This window comes from Caulobacter sp. GW821-FHT05F04, assembly GCF_059419665.1.
Genome location: NZ_JBWKSF010000004.1, coordinates 464,176 through 483,245 on the forward strand (window position 1 = coordinate 464,176; position 19,070 = coordinate 483,245).

The following is a 19,070-nucleotide window of genomic DNA, read 5'->3' on the forward strand; positions in this document are numbered from 1 at the left end:
AATGACGTGGCCGATGGCCGCCTGCGCCCTGACGCTCGCCGCGACCGCGCCGGCGCTGGCCCAGACCAAGACGGATGCGCCGATCGCGGTCCGCATCGAGGCCGGGGCGCCCGGGGCCAAGATCGATCGCAACATCTTCGGCCAGTTCGCCGAACACCTGGGCAGCGGCATCTATGGCGGCGTCTGGGTCGGCAAGGACTCGAGCATCCCCAATGTCCGCGGCATCCGCACGGACGTCGTCAAGGCGCTGCGCGACATCAAGGTGCCGAACGTTCGCTGGCCCGGCGGCTGCTTCGCCGACGAATATCACTGGCGTCACGGCATCGGCCCGATCGAGGGTCGCCGCAAGACGATCAACTCCAACTGGGGCGGCGCGGTCGAGCCCAACACCTTCGGCACCGACGAGTTCATGGACTTCGTCGGCCAGATCGGCAGCGACGCCTACATCTCGGTCAATGTCGGCTCGGGAACGGTCCAGGAGGCGGCCGAGTGGGTCGAGTACATGACCGCCGATCCGGAGACCACGGCGGGCAAGGAACGCGCCGCCAACGGCCACCGCGAGCCCTACAAGATCAAGTATCTGGGCCTGGGCAACGAAAGCTGGAGCTGCGGCGGCGCCATGCGGCCGGAGTACTATGCCGACCAGATGAAGCGCTACGCCCGCTTCGTGCGGAACTACAATCCCAAGCAGACCGGCGCCGACGCCATGCAGCGCATCGCCGTCGGCCCCGACCAGGGCAAGCCGGCCTATACCGAGGCGGTGATGGCCGCGCAGAAGGGGCACGACTGGGCCTGGAACATCGAAGGCCTGTCGCTGCACTCCTACACGACGGGCGGCTGGCCGCCGTCATTTTCCAGCACCAAGTTCGACGAGACCGCCTACGCCAAGCTGCTGAAGGAAACGCTCGGCATGGACGGGCTGATCACCAAGCACGCCGCGATCATGGACAAGTATGATCCGGAGAAGAAGGTGCCGCTGGCCGTCGACGAATGGGGCGTGTGGCTGGCGCCGCTGGAGGGCACCAATCCGGGCTTCCTGGTCCAGCAGAACTCGATGCGCGACGCGCTGGTGGCGGCGCTCAACCTGAACATCTTCGCGCGTCACGCCGACCGTGTGCGGATCACCAACATCGCCCAGATGATCAACGTGCTGCAGGCGATGATCCTGACCGACAAGGACAAGATGGTCCTGACGCCGACCTACCACGTCTACAAGATGTACCTGCCCTTCCAGGACGCGACGTTCGTGCCGGTGATGTTCGACGCCGGGACCTATACGCAGGGCGACATCACCCTGCCGCGCATCGACGCCATCGCCGCGCGCGACACCCAGGGCAAGCTGTGGCTGGCGGTCTCCAACCTCGATCCCGTCAAGTCCGCCAGTATCCGGGCCGACATCGCCGACGTCAAAGCCGCGTCCGCCACCGGCCAGGTCATGACGGCGCCGCGCGTCGACAGCGTCAACACCTTCGACGCCCCCAACGCGGTCGTCCCCAAGCCCTATTCGGCGAAGGCCGGCGCGGGCGGTCTGACGCTGGAAGCCCCGCCCAAGTCGATCATGGTCGTCCGCCTGGACTGACGACATCTGACCACTTCCCGCATGATGGCGAGGGCTCCCATCGCATCATGCGGGAAGAAGCGCCTTCGCCGTCATGGCCGGCGGCGGCGATCATGCCGCGGCGGCAAACTTGCCTGACAACTTGCCAACGCCCGCCTGCTTGCGCTTATAGAAATGAGCGCACCCACGCAGGAGCCCGAGCCCATGTCCACCGACGAACCAGACGACAAGTCGATCCCCCGATCGGCGAGAGGGTCTGGTCGACGGCTGCGGGGCGCGGTGGCGCACTATCTGGGCAGCGCCATCGTCTCGGGCCAGATCGCGCCCGGCGAGAAGCTGACCGGCGAAATCGCCAACGCCGAAGCCCTGGACGTCTCGCGCAGCGCCTATCGCGAAGCCGTCCAGGTCCTGACCGCCAAGGGCCTGGTCGAGAGCCGCCCCAAGGCGGGCACCCGGGTCCTGCCGCGCAGCCGCTGGAATATCCTGGATCCGCAGGTGCTGGCCTGGGCCTTCTCGGCCGAACCCGACGTCAGCTTCGTGCGCGACCTGTTCGAGCTTCGGGCGATCGTCGAGCCCGCCGCGGCGCGCCTCGCCGCCGAGCGACGCGACAAGGACGACCTCAAGACCATGAAGGACGCCCTGGCCAAGATGCGCCGCCACACCCTGGCGACCGAGGCTGGCCGGGCGGCCGACCGCGCCTTCCACGACGCCCTTCTGGGCGCCACGCACAACAGCGCGATGATGGCGCTCAGCGCCAGCATCAGCGCCGCGGTCAGCTGGACCACCGAGTTCAAGCAGCGCTCGCGCGCCCTGCCCCGCGATCCGGTGCCCGACCACGCCAAGGTCTTCGACGCTATCGCCGCGGGCGATCCCGAGGCGGCCAGCGCGGCCATGCGCGCCCTTGTCGACCTGGCGCTGGATGACACCCGATCGGCGATGTAGAGCCCCTTCCTAGGGCTTGCTCAGCGTGAAGCTGTCGACATCCAGGCGGCCCAGGCCGCCCTTGGGATTGTAGCAGAACAGGCCATATTGCTGACCCTGGAAGGTCCCGGTCCGCCAGTCGAAGGCCAGCGGGAATTCACCGGGCATAGCGGTCCAGGCCTTGCCGTCCAGGCTGTAGCCCAGGGCCGCCTTGTCGGTGGTGAAATCCATCTCGACCGACAGCCACAGGTCCACGAGCGGGACCGTCAAGGCCTCGCCCTGCGGCGTCGTCTTGGGCCCCTCCTGGGTGCTCTCGACCAGACGCGCGGACAGCGCGCCCCGCCCGTCGGCCGTCCGGGTGACGACCAACTGGCTGGAGAACTTGCCGAACGTGCCGAAGCCGCAGGCGTCGCCGACCGTCAGTCCCCGCACGTCCAGCTTGACCACGCCCCGCCCGCGCGGCGCCTGGCCCTTTTGCAGGAGGGTGTTGCGCGCGGTCCAGAACTGGTCGCTGGTCGTGGCCTTCAGGCGCAGATAGCCCGGCCGCTCGCGCAGCGACCAGCGGCTGTCGTCGGGATTGTGGTTCCACTGCCACTGCCGGCCCAACGCCTTGCCGCCGAAATCGTCGGAGCTGGGCGGCTCGACGAAGGCCCCGCCGGCGATGGGCTTGGCGGCGACATCGGGGACGCGGCCGGGCGCGGCCGGCGTGCCCCAGACGGGCCAGTCGTCGCGCCAGAATACCGGACTGATATTGGTCACCCGCCCGATGGCGCCGGCGTCGCGCATGACGAAGCCGTACCAGCCGCCGTCGGGCAGATCGACTAGCGCGCCCTGGTGGCCGCCGGTGGTGTCGTCGATCTGGTCGCGCGTCTCCCACGGCCCGGTCAGGCTGCGAGCGCGCGAGACGGTCAGGGCCAAGCGTCGCGGGATGGCGTTGAACAGATAGTACCAGCCGCCCCGCTTGATCAGCTTCGAGCCCTCGGCGCCCTTGATGTAATGGATCTTCCGCGCGCTGGTGACCGCGGTCAGGTCGGCGTTGAGGCTGAGCAGGGTGATCGTACCGTCCGCGCTGCTGGCGGTGACGACATAGCCCTTGCCGTCGTCGTCGAAGAACAGGGCGGGGTCGAAGGCTTCGCGATCGAGCTCGCGCACGCTCCAGGGCCCGCGGATGTCGGCGGCGGAATAGATCCGGGTGTTCCGCCCCACCGGCGTGACGGCGATGTAGAAGCGCCCGCCATGACGGCGCAGGCTGGGGGCGTAGACGCCGTGGCGATAGTCGCCGCCGTCGGCCAGATCGTATTTGGGATTGCCCGTCAGTTTCGGCATCACGTGGCCGGCGATGTCCCAGTTCACTAGGTCCCTGGAGTGCAGGATCGTCAGGCCCGGCGCGTTCACGAAGGTGGTCGAGGCGAAATAGAAGTCCTCGCCGACCCGGATGATGTCGGGATCGGGGTAATCCGCGTAGAGGGGCGGATTGTGATAGGTCCCCTGCCCGCTATCGGAGCGCCAGACCTGGGCCTGGACGCTCGCGGCGGCGCAGGCCAAGCCCAGGGCCAGGGCCGACACGATCAGCGTGGATGGCTTTGGCATGAGACCCTCGGATCGTCGCCGGAGCGACTAGTGGTTGTCGCGCGGCAGGCCCTTGGTCTGGGCGATGCGCTGGTACTTGACGGCCGGTTCGAGGACCGCGCCGGTCTCCATCTGGCCGACCACCGCGCGCTGCATTTCCTGCCAGGGCGTCTGGCTTTCCGGATAGGCGAAGCCGCCCGCCGCATCGAGGGCCTTGCGGCGCTCGACGATCTCGGCGGCCGAGACCAGCACATCGACGCGCGACTTGCGCAGGTCGAAGCGCACGCGGTCACCGGTCTTCAGCAGCGCCAGGCCGCCGCCCACCGCCGCTTCCGGCGAGGCGTTGAGGATCGAGGGCGAGCCCGAGGTGCCCGACTGACGCCCGTCGCCGACGCACGGCAACTGGTGGACGCCCTGTTTGATCAGGTAGTCGGGCGCGCGCATGTTCACGACCTCGGCCGCGCCGGGATAGCCGACGGGCCCCGCGCCGCGCATGAACAGGATCGAGTTGGAGGTAATCCCGACCGCAGGATCGTCGATCCGGCGGTGATAGTCCTCGGGCCCGTCGAAGACGACCGCGTCGCCCTCGAAGGCGTCCGGATCATCGGGATTGGACAGATAGCGCTCGCGGAACTCCTGGCTGACCACGCTGGTCTTCATGATCGCCGAGTTGAACAGATTGCCGCGCATGACCACGAAACCGGCCCGCTCGACCAGCGGCCGCGAGAACGGACGGATGACGTCCTCGTCCTCGATCACCGCGCCGCGATACTGCTCACCGATCGTCTGGCCCGAGACGGTCTTCACGTCCTCGCGGATCAGCCCCTGCTCGATCAGCTGGCCGAACACCGCCGGCACGCCGCCGGCGCGGTAGTAGTCCTCGCCCAGATATTCGCCGGCCGGCTGCAGGTTGACCAGCAGCGGCACCTCCTCGCCGAACTGTTGCCAGTCGTCGATCGACAGCTCGACGCCGATATGGCGCGCCAGGGCGTTCAGGTGGATCGGGGCGTTGGTCGAGCCGCCGATGGCCGAGTTGACGACCACGGCATTGAGGAAGGCGTCGCGGGTCAGGATGTCGGACGGCTTGAGGTCCTCGTGGACCATGTCGACGATGCGCAGGCCCGTCCGATAGGCGTTCTCCTGCCGGTCGCGATAAGGCGCCGGGATCGCCGCCGAGCCGGGCAGCGACATGCCCAGGGCCTCGGTCAGCGAGTTCATGGTCGTGGCCGTGCCCATGGTGTTGCAGTAGCCCGTCGAGGGCGCGGAGCTGGCCACCAGCTTGATGAAGCCGGCGTTGTCGATCTCGCCGGCCGCCAGCATCTCGCGGGCCTGCCAGACGATGGTGCCCGAGCCGGTTCGCTTGCCCTTGTGCCAGCCGTTCAGCATGGGCCCGACCGACAGGGCGATGGCCGGAATGTTCACGGTCGCCGCCGCCATCAGGCAGGCCGGCGTGGTCTTGTCGCAGCCGATGGTCAGCACCACGCCGTCGATCGGATAGCCGTAGAGCAGCTCGACGAGGCCCAGATAGGACAGGTTGCGGTCCAGCCCCGCCGTCGGACGCTTGCCGGTCTCCTGGATCGGGTGGACGGGGAACTCCAGAACAATCCCACCGGCGGAGCGAACGCCCTCGCGCACACGCTCGGCCAGGACCAGGTGATACCGGTTGCAGGGCGACAGGTCCGAGCCGGTCTGGGCGATGCCGATGATGGGTTTGCCCGACTGCAGCTCTTCCAGCGACAGGCCGAAGTTCATGTAGCGCTCGAGATAGAGCGCGGTCATGTCGGTGTTATCGGGGTTATCGAACCAGGCGCGCGAACGGAGCTTGGGTGCGTCGCTTTTGGGGGAAACCATGAAGAGCCTTGTCGCTGCTTAGTCCGGCTCGGCGCCGGTAGCTTGCTGAACTCCTGGGAGTGGCAAATCACCATGCGCCGCGCTCGTATTTGTCTGACTATAATTTCGACGAAACACGGTCAATCGACTAGGCCGAGCCTTAACCATGCGCGCAACCGCGTTGGGCGCATGGCGGAGCCGATTCAGGCCGCTTCGCCGACCTTGTCCGCGTCCTGCGCGTCCCCGGTCGGCTTGCAGCCCCAGAGCGCGTAGAACAGCACGTAGAGCTCGCACACCGCCGTCAGCAGGAACGACACCTGCAGGCCATAGGCGTCGGCGATCTGGCCCTGGACCACCACCAGCGCACCGCCGGCGATGGCCATGACCAGGAGCCCCGAGCCCTCTTCGGTCAGCGGTCCCAGGTTCTTGATGCCGAGCGTGAAGATGGTGGGGAACATGATCGAGTGGAAAAGGCCCACCGCGATCAAGCTCCACATGGCCAGGGGCCCATGGGCCAGGACCGTGACGATCATCACGATGAACGCCAGCAGGCTGGCCACGGCCAGGATCTTCTCCGCGGCGACCTTGCGCATCAGCTGGCTGCCGACGAAGCGGCCGACCATCATCCCGCCCCACAGCAGGAACAGGTAGCGAGAGGCCTGGGCATGGGTGACGCCGCCGATCTCGGGCGCGGAGATGAAGTTGATGAAGAGGTTGCTGACGCCGATTTCGGCGATCAGGTAGATGAAGATGGCCGGCACGCCGAGCACCAGATTGCGGTGGCGCCACAGCGAGTGCTTCTTGCGCTCCTCGGCGCCGGCGCGTTGGGCGGCCAGGCCCAGCTCGGGCAACTTGTAGAAAGCGATCACCACCGCCAGCCCCACCAGCACCAGCGCCACGATCAAATAGGGCAATTGCACCGACTGGGCGTCGGCCAGGCGCTGGGCCGGGGTGAGCACCGCCCCGGCCTGGCTGTTGCCCGAGGCTGAACGCGACAGGATCAGCCAGCCGCCGAACAGCGGCGCCAGCGTCGTGCCCATCGAATTGAAGGCCTGCACGAGGTTCAGACGCGACGACGCCGTCTCGGGCGGTCCGATCACCGCCACATAGGGGTTGGCCGCGACCTGCAGCAGCGTGATCCCCGAGGCGATGATGAACAGCGCCGTCAGCACCACGCCGTAGGACGGGATCCGCGCGGCCGGGATCATCAGCAGCGCGCCCAGCGCCATGATCAGGAGGCCGGTCACCAGGGCGCGCTTGTAGCCGATCTTCTCGATCAGCTTGGCCGAAGGCAACGAGGCGACGAAATAGGCGATGAACCAGGTCGATTCGATCAGGGTGGTCTGGGTGTAGTTGAGGTCGAACACCGAGCGCAGATGCGGCAGCAGGGTGTTGTTGATCACCGTGATGAAGCCCCACATGAAAAAGAGGCTGGCCAGCAGGGTCAGGGCCGATTTCTGCGTGACCGCGGAACCGCCGTCCGACCGCGCGGCCGACGTCATGGGCGCTGGCGCCATTGGATAGTCTCCCGAATGTGATGCTCGGCGCGACGTCGGTTGCGCACGTTTGTTTTGTCGGAGTATATGGCGGTCACCATGACCGTCAATCGAGAGCGGTCAACAGGATCGGGGAGAAGGTTCGAATGCGCGTCGCAAACCTGTCGGCTGGAGCGGTGGCCCTGCTCACCCTCGCCGGCCCGATCGCCGGTCATGCCGCGACCCTGTCGCGCGCCGCGTTCGGCCAGACGCCCTCGGGCGAAGCGGTCGAGGCCTTCACCCTGACCAACGCTCACGGGGTCAGCGCCACCGTGATCACCTACGGCGCCACCCTTCAGTCGCTGGTCGCGCCGGGCCGCAATGGCGCCAAGGCCGACATCGTGCTCGGCTTCGCCGACGCCGGCGCCTATGCGCGCAACGCCAGCTATTTCGGCGCGACGGTCGGACGCGTCGCCAACCGCATTGGCAAGGGCCGCTTCACGCTGGACGGCAAGAGCTATCAGCTGGCGCTGAACAACAACGGCGTCGCGGCTCTGCACGGCGGCGTGAAGGGCTTCGACAAGGTCGTCTGGAAGGTGCTCGACGCGAAGTCCGGCCCGGCCGCCGCGTCCGTGACCCTGGGCTATGTCAGCGCCGATGGCGAAGAAGGCTATCCGGGGACCCTGACCGCCACGGCGACCTACGCCCTGGACGAGAAGAACCAGCTGACGGTGACCTACGGCGCGACGACCGACAAGCCGACCATCGTCAACATGAGCAATCACGCCCTGTTCAACCTCGCGGGCGAAGGCTCGGCCGACGGCGCCATGGGCAACGTCCTCACCCTCCTCGCCGACGGCTACACACCGGTCGACGGCGAACTGATCCCGACCGGCGAGATCAAACCGGTGGCCGGCACGGCGTTCGACTTCCGCAAGCCGACCGCCGTGGGGACGCGCATCCGCGACGCCCGCGATCCGCAGATGGTCATCGGCCGGGGCTATGACCACAACTACGTCCTGAACGGCAAGTCCGGCGCCCTGCGTCTGGCCGCGCGCCTGTCGGATCCCAAGAGCGGCCGCACGCTGGACGTCCTGTCGGACCAGCCCGGCATCCAGTTCTACGCCGGCAACTTCATCGACGGCACGATGGTGGGCAAGAGCGGCAAGATCTATCGCCAGGGCGACGGCATCGCGCTGGAGCCGCAGCACTTTCCCGACGCGCCGAACAAGCCGGCTTTCGCCTCGATCCGCCTGAACCCAGGCGAGCGCTACAGCAACCGCATGGTCTTCAAGCTCTCCATCGCAAAGTAGCCAGTAAGGACAGTCCAGAATGACATTTGTACAATTTGTCGACGGCGTGGGCCGGCGCGGCCTGGCGATGCTCGATGACCAGGGAACCGCCCGTCAGGTCGGCGTCGCCGACACCCTGCTGGACCTGGCCCACAAGGTGCTGGCCACGCGCTCGACCCTGGTCGAAACCGCGCGATCGGCGCTGGGCGAAACGGTCGACATCGCCGCCGCCCTGGCCGAAGGGCGCGTGCTGGCGCCGATCGACCATCCCGATCCCGCGCACCTGTTCCTGACCGGCACCGGCCTGACGCACCTCGGCTCGGCCGAGGGCCGGGACAAGATGCACAAGGCCGCCCAGTCTGGCGAGCAACTGACCGACTCCATGCGGATGTTCCTGATGGGCGTGGAAGGCGGCAAGCCCGCCCCCGGCCAGACCGGCGTGCAGCCTGAGTGGTTCTACAAGGGCGACGGCTCGCAACTGGTCGGCCCCGGCCAGCCGCTGACCTCGCCCGGCTTCGCCCAGGACGGCGGCGAGGAGCCCGAGATCGCCGGCGTCTATCTGATCGGTCCCGACGGGACGCCGCACCGGTTGGGCTTCTGCCTGGCCAACGAGTTCTCCGACCACGTGATCGAGCGCGGCAACTACCTGTGGCTGGCGCACTCCAAGCTGCGCAACGCGGCGCTCGGTCCTGAGCTGCTGCCTGGGGCCCTCCCCGCCGACGTGCGCGGGACCAGCCGCATCGTCCGTGACGGCGAGACCATCTGGGAGAAGCCCTTCCTGTCGGGCGAGGCGAACATGTCCCACGCCATCGCCAATCTCGAGCATCACCACTTCAAGTACGACCTGTTCCGCCGCCCCGGCGACGTGCACGTCCACTTCTTCGGCACCGCCACCCTTTCCTTCTCCGAGGGCCTCCAGACCCAGGAAGGCGATGTGTTCGAGATCGAGGCCGCGCCGTTCCGCTATCCGGTCAGCAACCCGCTGGCCCAGGCGGTCGACCAGCCCGTGACCGTGAAGGCGCTGTGACCCCGATCCGCCTCGCTCTCGTTGGCCTGGGCAAGATCGCCCACGACCAGCACGCGCCGGCCATCGCCGCCGATCGCCGCTTCGAACTGGCCGCTGTCGTCAGCCGTCACGCCGGTCTCGACGGCGTCGCCCACTTCGCCAAGCTGGAGGACCTTCTTGCCGACGGCCTGGCGATCGACGCCGTGGCCCTGTGCACGCCGCCCCAGCCGCGCCACGGCCTGGCGCATCTGGCGCTGGCGGCCGGCAAGCACGTCATGCTGGAGAAACCGCCGGGCGCGACGCTGAGCGAGGTCGAGGACCTGCGTCAGGTCGCGGCCGCCCGGGGCCTGACCCTGCAGGCGACCTGGCACTCGCGCCATGCCGCGGCCGTTGAGCCGGCGCGCGCCTGGCTGGCCGAACGGTCCGTCAACGCCGTGCGGATCAACTGGAAGGAAGACGTCCGCGTCTGGCATCCGGGCCAGGACTGGATCTGGGAAGCGGGGGGCCTGGGCGTCTTCGACCCCGCCATCAACGCCCTGTCGATCGCCACGCGCGTCCTGCCCCGCCCGTTCTTCCTCTCGCGCGGCCTGCTGCACGTGCCGGCCAATCGCCAGGCGCCGATCCAGGCCGAGCTGGACTTCCGCGACACGGCCGGCGCGCCGATCCGCGTCGAACTGGATTTCCTCCAGACCGGTCCGCAAAGCTGGGACATCGAGGTCGACACCGACGACGGCGCGCTGAAGCTGACGAACGGCGGCGCCAAGCTGTGGATCGACGGCAAGCTGCTGCACGAAGGACCCGACCGCGAATATCCGGGCCTCTACGACGCCTTCGCCCGGCTGATCGCCGACGGGGCCAGCGACGTGGACACCTCGCCGCTGCGCCACGTCGCCGACGCGTTTCTGCTCGGCGAGCGCCGCGTCGCGCCGGCCTTCGACTGGTAAGGCCGCGAGGCCTTACCAGCGCCAGGAACCGCTAACGCTTGTCGAAAGCGAGGTTGCGGCTGAAGAACGGCAGCACGTGATCCTGGAAGCGGGTCGGAACGTCGCTGGTGTGGTCGCCGGGATAGATCTCGAAGCTGTTGGCCAGGCCATAGCGGTCCATCACCGCGTGAAGCTTGGCCGCGTCGTCCTTCAGCCCGTCACGGTCGCCGACATCGATGGCGATCGCCTTGTAGCGCCGCAGAGCGCCGACATACTGGTCGATGAAGGCCAGGGGCGCGTTGGCGGCCCACTTGGCCACCACGTCCGGCCGGGTCACGCCGTTCTCGACCGGCAGGTCCAGATAGAGCGGCGGCTTCTCCGGATTGGGCGACCAGGCCGCGGCCGTGGCCAGTTGGGCGCGCAGGCCCCAGGGCAGCTTGGTCGCATCCTGCAACGTCTTGACCTCGGCGAGCGCGGCGGCCGCGCCGGGAGGGGCCTGGGCCGGGTCACGCGGCGACAGGCAGCAGGGGCTCATCATGTAGAGCGCGCCGAACACGTCGGCATGGCGCATGCCGATCCGGCTGGCGCCGTATCCGCCCATCGAGTGGCCCACTAGGCCGCGACTCTCGCGCCGGGCCAGGGTGCGATAGTGCTGGTCGACATAGGCGACCAGGTCCCGGGACACGAAGGTCTCGAAGTCGCCCGTGGTCTGGGAGCTGGAATACATCGAGCCGTTGTGCACGGTCTTGCTGTCGGGCAGCACGACGATCACCTCGCCCGCGCCCTTGGCGAAGGCCCCCGCGATCGTCTGGGACGCGTGGATCTCGCCGCTCCATTGCTCGGCGCCGATCGAATAGCCGTGCAGCGCGTAGACGACCGGGTAGCGCCGCTTGGGATGGCTGGCATAGCCCGGCGGCAGGAACACCAGCACGTCACGATCGGCGGTCTCGCCCTCGAGATTGCCCTCGACCGCCGGCGAATGGACCTTGATGCGCTGGAGAGCGACCGGCTTGGCGCCGGCGACGGCCGGGGGCGCGTTGGTGGCCACCTGGGCCTGCGCCAGGGTCGCCCCGGACAGCGCGATCGCCATCGCGCAGGCCAGCTTGGCCCAGCCATGGCCGCGCCCGGCCTTGATCTCGGATCTCTTCATTCAAACCCTCCCAGTTCACTTTGCGATCTTGCGCCGCGCAACTTGTTAGCGTTACCATTTGTCCGTCTAAAAGATTTCGACGTCAACCGTTCCGGCTGGATTGCAGACGGCCTTCGGAAGACGCCTTTTGACCTGCATAACGAACACTAGGACGGGTAACTCGACGAAGACGGTCGCCACGAAAATGGCGCCGCGCGTCGCGCCCATAATTCAAAAAAGACTGAGTAATTAGGGAGAAGACAATGCGATACGGGTTGATGCTGGGCGCGTGCCTGGCGGGGTCGATGGCGGTCGCCACCATGACCTGCGCGGCGACGCCGGTCACGGTGACCATCGACGGCGCCCAGCGCGCCGCGCCGATCACCAAATACGAATACGGCATGTTCATCGAGCCGATCGGCGGACTGGTGGCCCGCACGCTGTGGGCCGAGATGCTGGACGACCGCAAGTTCTACTACCCCGTCGTCGCGCCAGCCCTCGATCAACCTCCGCCCCTGAACGCCGAGGGCCGCCCCGGGGTGACCTATCGCAAGTGGCGCCCCATCGGCGGGGACGACGCGGTGACCATGGACGCCAAAGCGCCCTATGTCGGGAAGCAGAGTCCCATGATCCGCGTGAACGCGACGACGTCCAAGGGCCTGTCGCAGGCCGGCATCGGCCTGGCGAAGGGCAAGCGCTACGACGGCTACCTCCAGCTGGCCGGCGATCCGGGCGCCAGAATCGAAGTGACCCTGATCTGGGGCGACGGTCCTGAAGCACGCCAGACCGTGACCCTGCCCGCGCCAGACGCAGCCTGGAAGCGCGTCGACTTCAGCTTCACCCCGACGGCCGACGCCACCGACGCCCGCCTGGAGATCACCGGCCTGGGCTCGAGATCGTTCCGCGTTGGCGCGGTGTCCCTGATGCCTTCCGACAATATCCGGGGCTGGCGCGCCGACACCACCGCCATCGCGCGATCGCTCAATTCGGGCATGTGGCGGCTGCCCGGAGGCAACTTCCTGTCGGACTGGGACTGGCACAGCGCCATTGGTCCGCGCGACAAACGCCCGCCGATGTTCGACCACGCCTGGAGCGCCATGCAGCCCGACGACATCGGCATGGACGAGTGGATGGATCTGACCAGGATCATCGGCGTCGAACCCTATGTCACCGTCAACGCCGGCCTGGGCGACGCCAATTCGGCCGCCGAGGAGGTCGAGTATCTCAATGGCCCGGCCACCAGCACCTGGGGCGCCCGGCGGGCCGCCAACGGCCATCCCGAACCCTATGGCGTCAAGTTCTGGAACATCGGCAACGAGCCCTACGGCTGGTGGCAGATCGGCAAGACCTCGCTCGACTATTTCATGATCAAGCACAACGCTTTCGCCGACGCGATGCGGGCGGTCGATCCGACCATCACCCTGATCGGCTCGGGCGCCATGCCCGACCAGATGCATCCGAAGGACACCAAGGAGAACGCCTCCCTGGAAAGCATCGCCCCCAAGTTCGGGACCGAGTGGGACTGGACCGGCGGCCTGCTGGCCAAGGCCTGGGGCAATTTCGACGGCATTTCCGAGCACTGGTACGATCGCCCCGAGGAACGCCCGACCGCGCCCAAGGACGCCGAACTGATCGAATATGTCCGCGCGCCCTCGAACCAGGTGCGGATGAAGGCCGAAGAGTGGAAGATCTACCAGAAGCGCTTCCCGGCGATGGAGGCCAAGAAGATCTTCCTGTCGATCGACGAGTACGCCTATTTCGGCGAGGTCAATCTCAAGTCGGCCCTCGCCTACGCCATGGTGCTGCAGGAGATGCTGCGCCACACCGACTTCCTGACCATGGGCGCCTTCACGACCGGCGCCTCGACCATGGACATCACGCCCACCGACGCCAAGCTCAACACGACGGGCCTGATCTTCAAACTCTATGGCGAGCGCTTCGGGACCGGCGTCACGCCGCTGGCCGTTCAAGGCCAGGTCCCGCAACCGGCGCCGCGCTATCCCGTCGGCTTCGCCCATCCCCAGGTACGCGCCGGCAGCCCGACCTACCCCCTCGACGTGATCGCCGGCCTGACGCCGGACGGCAAGGCCCTGCGGGTCGGCGTCGTCAACGCCACCTTCGAGGCTCAGACCGTGAAGCTCGACCTCAAGGCGCTGAACGTTCGCGGCGCGGGCCGAAAGTGGGTGCTGAGCGGCCCGGACCTCAAGGCCCAGAACAAGGTTGGGGCGCCGGACGGCGTCACGGTCAAAGAGAGCTCTGCCGCCGCCCCGTCAAAGGGTCTGTCGGTCTCGCCCACCTCGGTGAGCATCTTCGAGTTCCCGATCGCCCGGCGCTGACGTCAGCGGGCGCCGGCCTCCGGGGTCGGCGCCCTAGCCGCCGCGTAGCGCGCGCATGACCAGGGCCCGAACGCGGCCATGGGCGCTCTTGTCGAGCAGCCCATGGCGCTCGGCCGGAAGATGGGCCAGCGGATGCCCGTCGGGCCGGAAGACGTAGTGATCGAAGAACGCCCGCCACGCCGCGCGCTCGGCCGGCGGCCGCTCGGCGATCGCGGTCATGGCCAGCATCATCGTCAGGTAGGGCGCGTCGGGACCAACCGCGGCAGCGTCCCACCAGTAGTTGACCAGCATGTTGACGGGCTCCAGCGCCTCGACCTGGTGCCACCAGAGCTTCGGAAGAAACAACGCGTCGCCGGGCTGCAGCTCGACCACCCGGGCGCGGGACGCGGCGGTCGCGAAGCGCGGATACCGCGGATCACCGTCCGGGGCGTTGGCCGCCATGGAGATGGGCTGGCCCGCCAGGGTGTGATCGATCGGCCCGACATAGAGATCGCCGACCGCGTCGGGCGGATAGAGGATGAAGCGTCGTCGCCCCGCCACGACGCAGGCGATGTTGTCGTAGGTGTCGTAGTGGCAGGCCACGCGGCCGGCATTGCCGAGCCAAACCCGCGGCCGGATCGCCGGGGCCAGCAGGTCCAGCCTGTTGTCCTCGCCAAAGCCCGGAACATAGTCGTCGACCGGGAGCGAGCCCATGTAGTGGGTGGCGAGGCGGGCGTCGGCGGCGGCCCGCCCCATGCGATCCAACCCCTGGGCCAGGGTCATGGATACGCGATCGAAATTGAACCCTTCCGGCCCGTCGCCATAGTCGTAGCGACCGGCGATGGCTGGCGCCCCGACGAACGCCTCGCCCATGCGATCGGTCGCGAAGTCGAGGAGATAGGCCACCAAGGCCGGCCACCCGCCATTGGCCGCCCGCACGGCCGGCCAGGCGCGGCACAGGCCCGGAAGCACGACCGGCTCGCAACCGGCGGCCAGCTCGGCGAAGGCCTCCGCCCCGCCAAGGGCAAGAGCGCCCGGCTCGACCCGCCGGAGGTCCGAAGAGGGTGGCGGCCTCATGCGGCGAGCTTGTCGTTCCGCAGCTTGGCCAGGGCCGAAACCTGCCTGAGCGATCCGCTCATCGCGTAGATGAGTTGCAGATTCCCGCGCCGGAAAAGCCCCAGCGCGGTCGCGTCATCGAGCTCGCTCAAGGCGTCGAGGCTGACCGTATAGAGCCCGTTCAGGGAGAGGCGCCGGCCGTCATCGAAGGAGAGATCGATGTCGATCGGCTCGATGAGCTTCAGCGACAGCAGTCCCTGTATGAAGCCTTCACTCTCAACGACGCCCGCCCGCAGTTGAGCCAGAACATGCTGCAGCCGGCGGGTGGCGGCGGTGGGCTCGCCCTGCGCGTCGAAAAGCGGCGCGCCCTGGCCGGCGGCGAACCTGGGATGATCAAGGTCGACGGCGATCGCGCCGCCGTCCGTCAGGAAGACCCCCTGGCGCTCGAGATCCAGGGGCGTGAACGAGGCCCGGGTCGTTTCCCCGACGCCAACAAGACTCTCGCCGGGCTCGAAGCCAAACATGGCGCCCGCGTAGAATTGGCCCGTGTCCGCGTTCTTGGTCAGGAAGATGGGGCACACGGCGGCCGCCGCGACGAATTCCGACGGCACGATCTGGACGAAGTGCGGGCCAGCCGCTGGAAGCTGGCCAAGCCGCAAGCGGCCGTGATCCTGGGCGTTCAGCAACTGCAGATCCATCGTCCCTCCCCGCCGCTCATGTTTGATCCGAGCGGCCTTGGCGACCCTTAACGCGTCCAGCGTCAGACGTCTAACGCGACGATAATTACACCGACAAATAGATATTGATACCGGTACCTTTTCGGACTACCGTTCGCCCATAAGCATAAAAATGCATGTGGGAGGATATGATGCGCTACCGACGCCATGCTTTGGCGAAGCTCCCTCATACCCAGTGAATTCGCGAGCTTACAACGCTCTCGGATAAGGCCGGCCACACGTGCCGGTAACAAGTCATCCCATGACACCTGGAGGGGGAAATGAAGCTATCCAACTTTTCTTATCAGAGTAAATCCGCGCGCGGATTGAGCGGCAGGCTCGCGCTTGTCGGCGCGTCCAGCCTGCTGGTCTTGGCTCTCTGCGGCGCCGCCAACGCCACGGAAACCGCCGACGAGGTGATCTCGACCGCCTCGACCCTGGCCGCTCCGGCCGCGGAACAGGCCGGCGCGTCGCAAGCCTCCGATCAAAGCGTGGTCGAGGAAGTCATCGTCACGGGCCTGCGCGGCTCGCTGCAACGCAACCTCGACATCAAGCGCAGTTCGGCCGGCGTCGTCGACGCCATCTCGGCCGAGGACATCGGCAAGTTCCCCGACTCGAACGTCGCCGCCTCGCTGCAGCGGCTGCCGGGCGTGTCGATCCAGCGTTCCGGGGCCCGCGGCGAGCCGCAGGGCATCACGGTCCGCGGCTTTGGCGGCGACTTCAACGAGACCCTGTACGACGGTCGTCGAATCTCGACGGCGACCGGCGGTCGCTCGGTCGATTTCAGCACCGTCGGCGCGGACTTCGTCGGCGGTCTAAGCGTCCTGAAGACTCCGGACGTGTCGCTGTCGAGCAGCTCGATCGGCGCCACGGTCAACGTCTCCTTCCCCAAGCCCTTCGACCATCCGGGTCGCCGCATGGCCCTGAGCGCGTCGGGTTCGGTGCAGGACGACGCCGGCAAGTTCGTGCCCACGGTCGGCGCGCTGTTCAGCGACACGTTCGCCGACAACAAGTTCGGGGTGCTGGTCGACGCGATGTACACGCGCCACGACACCCAGACCAACCGCGTCTATGTCAGCGGCTGGCCGGGCGGCTACTACGCGCCGTGCCAGTTGACGGCGGCGTGCACCCCCGCCCAGCTGTCCGCGGGCAAGACGGTCCTGGGCTGGTTCGAGCAACAGGCCGGCGCGACTCAGATCTACACCAAGGATGAGCGCCTCGACGGCCGCATCGCCCTGCAATGGGCGCCGGTCGAGGGCGTGACGGTCACCCTGGACGACAACTATTCGCGCCAGAACATCCGCGCGGACAATTTCGGCTACGGCATCTGGTTCAACCAGGACGGCCTTCGGAACGTCAAGCTTGACCAGAACGGGACGACCGTCGACTTCACCCAGGCCGGCTCGCAGACCGATTTCACGGCCGGCACCGACCGTTCGGTCCTGAGGACGAACCAGACGGGCCTGAACCTGCAGTGGGAAGTCTCCGAGAACCTGAAGTTCGAGGCCGACGGCAGCTACGCCAAGAGCTGGCTGAACCCGGGCGGCGAGATCACCAGCGACAACGCCGACGTCGGCTACGGCTTCGGCATCGGCCCGGCCCTGGGTATCAGCATCGGCGGCAGCAGCGACAACACGCTTCCGGTCCTCCACGGCTACGGCCCCAACGGCGACGGGTCGCGGTGGGCTGACACCTCGGTGATCGGCTCCCACGTGGTGGTGCGCCAGGCCCAGCAGAACACCGACGTCGTCAAGCAGCTGCGCTTCGCCGGGTCGTGGGAGCAGGACGGCTTCAAGATCAAGGCCGGCGGCACCTACCTGGAAGACCACTACAAGTTCCAGCAAAGCAATACGTTCGTGAACAACTTCTGGCAGGCCTATCCCGGCTACGGTCCCGCCTCGGGTCCTAACGGCGGGGTCATGGTCCCGGCCAGCCTGTTCACCGAAAAGGTCAGCACCAAGAACTTCATCCCCGGCTTCGACGGCGCCCTGCCGCCCTACCTGCTGAAGTTCGACGCTCAAGAATACCAGAAGTTCCTGACCGGCCTGGGCAACCCGCAAGCCAAGAACATCCCCGGCTTCAACTACAGCGGCAGCGGCGTTGGAACCCAGTTCACCGGCGCGTTCGACATGGCGCTCGACAACGGCAGCATCCGCGACATCACCGAGAAGACGTGGTCGCTGTTCGTGAAGGCCAATTTCGACATCGAGGTGGCCGGCATGCCGTTCCACTTCAACGCCGGCGTGCGCGAGGAGAACACCCACGTCACCTCGGCGGGCTTCGGTCAGGTGCCGACCGCGATCACGCGCAGCGCCGGGGATCCTACCCTGCTGACCGTGTCGCTGAGCGCGCCTCAGAGCGTGTCGACCAAGAGCAACTACTCGTACCTGTTGCCCAGCCTCGACATGAAACTGGAGCTGACGGACAGCATCCACCTGCGTCTGGACGCCTCGCGCACCCTGACCCGCCCGGGCCTCAACCTGCTGACCCCCGTGGCCAGCGTGGGCACCGGCCAGCGCGTCGGCGCCCTGACGGCCAGTGGCGGCAGCCCCTCGCTGAAGCCTTACCTGGCCGACAACTTCGACGCCGCGGTCGAGTGGTACTACAAGCCCAACTCGTACGCGGCGGTGAACTTCTTCATCAAGGACGTCAGCAACTTCATCGTCGGCGGCACCCAGCGGCAGACAATCAACGGCGTGATCGATCCAACGACCGGTCAGCCGGCGATCTTCAGCGTCACCCAGCAGGTGAACGGACCGGAAGCCACCGTGCGCGGGGTCGAACTGGCCTGGCAGCACGTGTTCGGCGACAGCGGCTTCGGCTTCAACGCCAACGCCACCTTCGTCGACACCAACAAGCCCTACGATCCCAAGGACATCTCCCAGAGCGGCTTTGCGATCACGGGCCTGGCCAACTCGGCCAACCTCGTGGCCTTCTATGACAAGAACGGTCTGGAGGCCCGCGTGGCGGTCAACTACCGCAAGGAGTATCTGCGCGCTTTCGGCCAGAACCAGAACACCGGTGCGTTCGGCTCCGAGCCGACCTTCGAGAACCCGAACCTGCAGATCGACTTCAGCACCAGCTACGCGATCACCAAGCAGATCACCGGCTTCTTCGAGGCGCTCAACCTGACCAACGAAGTCCAGAGCACGCACGGGCGGTTCGACAACCAGCTGCTCGACGTGTTCGCCTACGGCCGCCGCTATACGGCCGGGGTCCGCTTCCGCTTCTAGTATTCCCCTCCCCTAGACTGGGAACGTCGAGCCGTCGTTCCCAGTCG

Annotated in this window: 13 protein-coding genes; 7 read left to right on the forward strand and 6 right to left on the reverse strand. The window is 67.3% G+C overall.

The window, feature by feature from the left end; translation table 11 throughout:
- Position 1: 1 nt before the first annotated feature.
- On the forward strand, positions 2-1,579 hold the full coding sequence (locus tag AC07R7_RS13690; protein WP_494635606.1) for an alpha-N-arabinofuranosidase: 1,578 nt from the start codon (positions 2-4) through the stop codon (positions 1,577-1,579).
- A gap of 183 nt (positions 1,580-1,762) precedes the next feature.
- Positions 1,763-2,500, forward strand: coding sequence for a FadR/GntR family transcriptional regulator (locus tag AC07R7_RS13695; protein WP_494635519.1), 738 nt, complete (start codon positions 1,763-1,765; stop codon positions 2,498-2,500).
- Between the two features lie 9 nt (positions 2,501-2,509).
- On the opposite strand, the gene AC07R7_RS13700 is transcribed toward AC07R7_RS13695, so the two are convergent.
- From AC07R7_RS13700 to AC07R7_RS13710, 3 genes are all read right to left on the reverse strand, one after another.
- On the reverse strand, positions 2,510-4,069 hold the full coding sequence (locus AC07R7_RS13700) for a glycoside hydrolase family 43 protein (RefSeq protein ID WP_494635520.1): 1,560 nt from the start codon (positions 4,067-4,069) through the stop codon (positions 2,510-2,512).
- A gap of 27 nt (positions 4,070-4,096) precedes the next feature.
- The gene (locus AC07R7_RS13705; protein ID WP_494635521.1) at positions 4,097-5,899 is read right to left on the reverse strand and encodes an IlvD/Edd family dehydratase; all 1,803 of its coding nucleotides are present in this window, start codon (positions 5,897-5,899) and stop codon (positions 4,097-4,099) included.
- A 182-nt stretch (positions 5,900-6,081) separates the two neighbouring features.
- The gene (locus tag AC07R7_RS13710) at positions 6,082-7,395 is read right to left on the reverse strand and encodes a sugar MFS transporter (RefSeq protein WP_494635522.1); all 1,314 of its coding nucleotides are present in this window, start codon (positions 7,393-7,395) and stop codon (positions 6,082-6,084) included.
- 125 nt (positions 7,396-7,520) lie between these two features.
- Here AC07R7_RS13710 and AC07R7_RS13715 point away from each other — a divergent pair, with 125 nt between their 5' ends.
- Genes AC07R7_RS13715 through AC07R7_RS13725 form a run of 3 tightly spaced genes read left to right on the forward strand, consistent with a single transcriptional unit; the run spans position 7,521 to position 10,595 of the window.
- Positions 7,521-8,666 carry an aldose epimerase family protein gene (locus AC07R7_RS13715; protein WP_494635523.1) on the forward strand — a complete coding sequence of 382 codons (1,146 nt, stop codon included), beginning with the start codon at positions 7,521-7,523 and terminating at the stop codon, positions 8,664-8,666.
- A gap of 19 nt (positions 8,667-8,685) precedes the next feature.
- A complete protein-coding gene (gene araD1 / locus AC07R7_RS13720) occupies positions 8,686-9,672 on the forward strand; it encodes an AraD1 family protein (RefSeq protein ID WP_494635524.1) in 987 nt (328 codons plus the stop codon).
- Positions 9,669-10,595: a Gfo/Idh/MocA family protein gene (locus AC07R7_RS13725; protein WP_494635525.1), complete on the forward strand. Its 927-nt coding sequence runs from the start codon at positions 9,669-9,671 to the stop codon at positions 10,593-10,595. The genes araD1 and AC07R7_RS13725 overlap by 4 nt, the downstream gene beginning before the upstream one ends.
- Positions 10,596-10,626: 31 nt before the next feature.
- Here AC07R7_RS13725 and AC07R7_RS13730 read toward each other — a convergent pair whose 3' ends face one another.
- Complete coding sequence (locus AC07R7_RS13730; RefSeq protein WP_494635526.1) at positions 10,627-11,724, reverse strand: alpha/beta hydrolase; 1,098 nt, start codon at positions 11,722-11,724, stop codon at positions 10,627-10,629.
- 242 nt (positions 11,725-11,966) lie between these two features.
- Here AC07R7_RS13730 and AC07R7_RS13735 point away from each other — a divergent pair, with 242 nt between their 5' ends.
- A complete protein-coding gene (locus tag AC07R7_RS13735) occupies positions 11,967-14,039 on the forward strand; it encodes an alpha-L-arabinofuranosidase family protein (RefSeq protein ID WP_494635527.1) in 2,073 nt (690 codons plus the stop codon).
- Between the two features lie 33 nt (positions 14,040-14,072).
- Here the strand turns inward: AC07R7_RS13735 and AC07R7_RS13740 are convergent, their stop codons facing one another.
- Both AC07R7_RS13740 and AC07R7_RS13745 read right to left on the reverse strand, forming a co-directional pair.
- On the reverse strand, positions 14,073-15,095 hold the full coding sequence (locus AC07R7_RS13740; RefSeq protein WP_494635528.1) for a cupin-like domain-containing protein: 1,023 nt from the start codon (positions 15,093-15,095) through the stop codon (positions 14,073-14,075).
- Complete coding sequence (locus AC07R7_RS13745) at positions 15,092-15,760, reverse strand: SapC family protein (RefSeq protein WP_494635529.1); 669 nt, start codon at positions 15,758-15,760, stop codon at positions 15,092-15,094. Before AC07R7_RS13745 ends, AC07R7_RS13740 begins: the two co-directional genes overlap by 4 nt.
- Positions 15,761-16,116: 356 nt before the next feature.
- On the opposite strand from AC07R7_RS13745, the gene AC07R7_RS13750 reads away from it, so the two are divergent.
- Positions 16,117-19,023, forward strand: coding sequence for a TonB-dependent receptor (locus tag AC07R7_RS13750; protein WP_494635530.1), 2,907 nt, complete (start codon positions 16,117-16,119; stop codon positions 19,021-19,023).
- The last annotated feature ends 47 nt before the right edge of the window (positions 19,024-19,070 follow it).